This window comes from Hyalangium sp. (genome assembly GCF_035629615.1).
GTDB lineage: Bacteria > Myxococcota > Myxococcia > Myxococcales > Myxococcaceae > Hyalangium.
In genome coordinates this window covers 1-5165 of record NZ_DASPHO010000610.1, presented here as the reverse complement: position 1 = coordinate 5165, position 5165 = coordinate 1, and the positions used below count along the sequence as shown (strand labels likewise).

The 5165-nt window shown below is 69.2% G+C and carries 2 protein-coding genes; one reads left to right on the top strand and one right to left on the bottom strand.

The features are described from left to right. Positions 1 to 1035 (top strand): metallophosphoesterase (locus VD972_RS30935; RefSeq protein WP_324992379.1); only part of this gene is annotated, 1035 nt, incomplete at its 5' end. A gap of 506 nt (positions 1036 to 1541) precedes the next feature. Here the strand turns inward: VD972_RS30935 and VD972_RS30930 are convergent. Beyond that, the coding region (locus VD972_RS30930) for an Ig-like domain-containing protein (RefSeq protein ID WP_324992378.1) at positions 1542 to 5165 on the bottom strand (3624 nt) is incomplete at its 5' end.

The following is a 5165-nucleotide window of genomic DNA, read 5'->3' as shown; positions in this document are numbered from 1 at the left end:
GGCACGCCCAGTTCCTTCGAGCAAACCGTCAACGGCGTCAAGAACAAGGTCTACTACTACGATGCGGGCGACGGCGCCCCGACCGATCAGTTCTGTGGTCTCAAGGCGCCCTACTACAGCCAGAACACCGCCGCGGGCGTCGAAGGCTCCAACCCCGACAGTTGGGAGTCCTGGTGGCTCGATTTCTTCCAACCCGCGGCCCCGCTCCTCTCCGCCGCTCCCTGGGTGGTCGCGCGCGGCAACCACGAGCTGTGCAGTCATGCCGGACCGGGCTGGCTCTACTTTCTCGGCCCCAGCTCCAACCTACCCGCGGGGGGCGGCGCCCAGGTCTCTTGCCCGCCACAGCAGAACACGGGCCCGGTCGAGTCACATCTGGTCTTCGTCCCTCCGCAGGTGATCTCCCTCGACGGCCTGACGGTGGTGGTCGTGGACTCGGCCAACGCCTGCGACGAGCTCAACAACTTCGCCGACCGCTACGCCCTGCAATTTGCGAGCATCACCGCCCGCCTCGGACGCGATGACACCGGAGCCGTCTGGCTGATGGGCCACCGGCCGCCGTGGGGGTTGGAGGATACGAGCTCCGCTCCCCCCTACTCGTGCGACAACCAACCTGGCACCAGCTCGGCGCAGCCCTATGCCGCAATGAACCGGACCCTGCAGTGTGCCTTCGCGAGTGCCTCCGGCTCCGCCCTGCTGCCCAAGCTCACGCTCAGCCTCGCCGGCCACATGCATCGCTTCGAGTCGCTCACGTTCGCCGCAGGCTCCAGCCGCCCGCCGCAGCTCATCGTCGGCAACAGCGGCGTCCTGGAGGACACCTCGCCGCCCACCGGCTCGTTCAGCCAACCCATCGACGGCCAGCAGGCCTCGGGGTTCTCCATCGCGCAATTCGGGTTCGTGCAATTGGACCGTGGCGCCGGAGGAGCCTGGAGCGGAGCGGTAGTGACCACAGCCCCAGCAGCCTGGAGCGCCGTGCTGCCTGCCTGCGGCTCATCGCCGACGCCTGGAGCCTTCCTCTGCGTCAAGGGGCTGCCGTAGGGCGGAAACGATCCTCAAGGAGCGCGGGCCTTCGAGCGCGGGGAGCGCGGTCATGCGGAGACCGGCACGGGCGCCAGCCGCCCCAGCGGCCGGATCTGCAGCTCCGCGTCCAGCTCGCCGTACGTGAGCACCGCCACCTCGGATCAGCTCCGCCGGACGCCGCATGGGGACCTGCGCCAGTTCCAGCCGTGAGCGCCCCGATTCCGGCAACCGGATGATGGGCCTGCCCGTGGCAGGGGCCGAGGAGGGCCGCTGACAGGTGCCGCCTGAGCCGTGCGCCCGGCGGGTGGACAGGCCGCGCAGCCCCCTTGGGGTACACGCCAGCCCAGGCCGCCCTCCCTTCAGGTGCACAGCGAGGCCGCGGGGCCTATCTGTCTTTCCGACGAGGCGCTGCGGGCTTCCTCCAGCAGCAGCTTGACAGCCCTGCTCAGCCGCTCCTCGCCGTCCGGGGCCGGACGCGCCCTCCACTTCACTTGATGCGGCGATGGGAGGTGGGCTCGGCTGCCTCATTCCCCCTGTCCGCGCTCAGCCTCCCTGCGCCGTGGAGAACGGCCTCTCCAGGCGAGGAGGACGAGCAGCGCCAGGGGGAACATGCCAGAGGGAGCGCCCGAGCATCCGCAGCCGCCCTCCGAGGGATTGGGCGAGTCCGGAATGCCTGAGTCCGGCGTGCCTGAGTCTGGAGTGCCTGAGTCTGGAGTGCCTGAGTCTGGAGTGCCAGCGTCCGGAGTGCCAGCGTCCGGAGTGCTTGAGGCCACCACCTGGATGGAGACGGTGGCGGGGGCGGAGGAGTCCGCGGCATCCCTGGCCTGGAAGGTGAAGGAGTCACTGCCCTGGAAACCCGCGGCAGGCGTGTAGGTGAGCTGGGGCGGAGTGCCGGAGAGGGTTCCGTGCGCAGGCTGCGTCACCACGCTGAAGGTGAGCATGTCGCCCTCCGGGTCGTCGCCCTCCAGGGTGAGGGAGAGCGGCTGGCCCGCGGGGGTGGAGCGGCTCTGACTGCGCGCCACGGGCGCATCGGGCACCGGGGTGATGGTGAGCTGCACGGTGCCCGGTGCGGACAGGGCGCTGCCATCGTTGGCGAGGAAGGTGAAGCTGTCACTGCCGTTGAAGTGGGAAGCGGGCGTGTAGGTGAGCTGGGGCGGCGTGCCGGAGAGGATGCCGTGCGCAGGCTGCGTCACCACCAGGAAGGAGAGCCCGTCGCCGTCGACGTCCGTCCCGGCCAGGGTGACGGACACGGCGGTGTCCTCCGCCGTCACACGCGACACGGCCGTGGCGACCGGCGGGTCGTTGACGGGCGACACACTGAGCGAGACGGTGGAGGGCGCGGAGGTCTCGTGGCCATCGGACACGGTGAACGTGAAGCTGTCCGCGCCGTGGAAGTCAGGGGCGGGCGTGTAGCTGAGCTGAGGCGGCGTGCCCGAGAGCGTGCCGTGAGCCGGAGCGCTGGTGAGGGAGAAGGTCAGGCCATCTCCATCTGGATCACTCCCGGCGAGGGTCAGGCTCAGGGAGCGATCCTCCACGACCGTGAGGCTCTGGGACGTGGCCGCCGGCGGAGCGTTGTAGCGCACGAAGCGCAGGCGCGCCCGGTCCGCGTCATGCCGGAGCGAGGTGTCCCGGACCGAGTAGGCGAGCAGGAAGCCCCGATCGCCTGCGCGGGTGAGCGCAGGCGCATCCCTGGGCATGGAGTTGGCAGAGAGGGTGAGGCCCTCTCCATTGAGGGGCTGCACCCCGCCCTGGGTGCTGAGCAGTGCCCCGTAGACCTCCGGGACGCTGCCGCGAGCGTCGAGCCAGGCGACGAGCGTGCTCGAGCCGCGCGCCGCCACCGTGGGCACCGTCTGAGCCTGCGCGTCGGTGCACACCGCAACGCCCTGGGGATCCAACACGGCCCCCGCACTGCTCACCCGCGCGGCGAAGATGTCCGAAGCAGCGGTGCCACCCCGGCCATCCTCCCACGCCAGGGTGTAGTTCTGTCCGTCCCAGGTGATGGCCGGCTTCTGCTGGGTCAGCGCCGCGGTGGAGATGGGGATGCCGGTGACATCCACCACCGTGCCGGTCCCGGTGACCCGGGTGCCATAGATATCGCCTCGGGTGGCCTGCTGGCGCTCGTCCCTCCACGCCACGAAGTAGTCCACGCCGTTGGAGGCCACCGCGGCCTCCGTCTGCGCAAGGGTGGCGGTGGAGAGAGGGATGCCGGTGGGGTCCGCCACCGTGCCATTGGCCCCCACCCGAGCGGCGTAGAGGTCCTGGTGCCCGCCGCCGCGCAGATCTTCCCAGGCGACCAGGTAGTTGTTGCCGTTGGAGGCCACATCGGGGTGGAGCTGAGCATTGGCGGCGTTGCTGATGACGAACCCCGCCGGGCCCAACGGCTCGCCCTCGGCGCTCACTCGCGCGCCATGGATGTCACTCGTGTTGAACAAATCATTCGTGGACCACACCACGAGGTAGTTCGTCCCGTTGGAGGCGACCGCCACGCTGCCGGGGGGGCTCAGGTAGCTTCCAGTGGTGAGCTGGCCCAGCCGCATCGGGGGCTTCAGTGGAGCGCCCGAGCTGTCCAGGTAGGCGGCGTACACCTCCCACAAGCCGGACCGGTCATCCATCCAGACGGCGAGGAAGGTGCTCCCGTTGGTGGCCACCTTGGGCAGCCGCTCGTCGTTGATCTCCGTGGAGAGCGTCAGGTTCCGAGGATCGAGCAGGGTACCGCTCCCACTCACCCGCCGGCCGAAGATGCTGGTGTCGTCGTGAAGCCGCTCCTCCCACCCCACCAGATAATCGGTGCCGTTCGAGGCGATGGCAGGCAATGCACCATCGTACGCTGTCGAGGACAGGGTGATGGAGCCCAGCACCTGCCCGGTGCTCGACAGGCGGGCCCCGGCGATGGTGGAACTGTTGGTCTGCTCCTCCTTCCAGACGGCCAGGGCGCCCGAGCTGCTCGTTGCCACTTGAGGCACCCTCTGGCTTCTGGTGGAGGTGCTGAGGCGGAGGCCCGTCCCATCCAGGGGGCTGGCTTGCGTGGACAGGCGGCTGGAATAGATCGCCGAAACGCCATTGCGCGTGTCCGCCCAGGCCAGGATGTAGCCCGAGTCCGTGGGCGTCAGCGCCGGCTCGGACTGCCCTCCGGCGGCGGTGATGACAGGCGTGCCGGGATTCAGGAGAATTCCACCGCTGCTCACCAGGGTGCTGTAGAGATCGTCCCCGGTGGAGCTCGAGTTGCGGTCGTCCGTCCAGACGACGAGGAAGAGCGTGCCATCGGCGGCCACGGTCGGCTCCCGGTGGAAGGAGGAGCCGGGGGAGATAGCGATACCGCTCGGGTCCAGCACGGTCCCGCCGTTGGAGACACGGGCGCCCACGATGCGGCTGGCCTGGGAATCGAAGCGAAAGTCACTCCAGACGACGAGATAGGTGAAGTTGGTATAGGCCACCGAAGGGTTGTACTCGCCGGCAGGTGCGGAGGACATGAAGACGGGCGACGCGCCCAGCACCGCTCCGCTCCCAGACACACGCCGGGCGACCACTCCGGGGGAAGTGCTATTGGGAGGATAGAGGCTCCAGACCACGAGGAAATCCGTGCCATTGGAGGCCACGTTGGGAGCGTCGGACGCCCCCGAATACGGACCGACGGACAGGCCCTCGAGGTCAAGCACGGTGCCGTCTGGGCGGATCCGTGTACAGACGAGCTCTGGCGCAGCCTCCGGGTAGTGATGGTCACCCCAGCAGGCGAGGTAGACGGTGCCGTTGAAGGCGATGGCGGGATGAGACTCACCCCCGGGGGAGGGCCTGAGCGTCGGTGTGTCCAGACTCAGCTCGGGGGAGATGAGTGGATCGAGCACCGCGGGGTAGGACGAGGAGGCGAGCACTTCGGCGGGCACTCGCAGGTGGATGCGGCCTTCGCTGAACCGGGCCGGCACCGGCGTGCGCCGGCCCGCCGCATCCACCCATATGCCATGTCCGTAGCGCACACCCAGGCTGGAGCGCGTGTCCACGAAGTGCAGCCCGCCCTGGGTGCTTCCGCGGTAGGAGAGGCCCTGCACCTCGAGGCTCACGTCCAGCGCGCCCTGTCCTTCGGGCTCTCGCGCGAAGGTCCAGCTCTGCTCCACACCGTCATCGCCATTGCGCAGCGTCTCGACAGCCTCCTC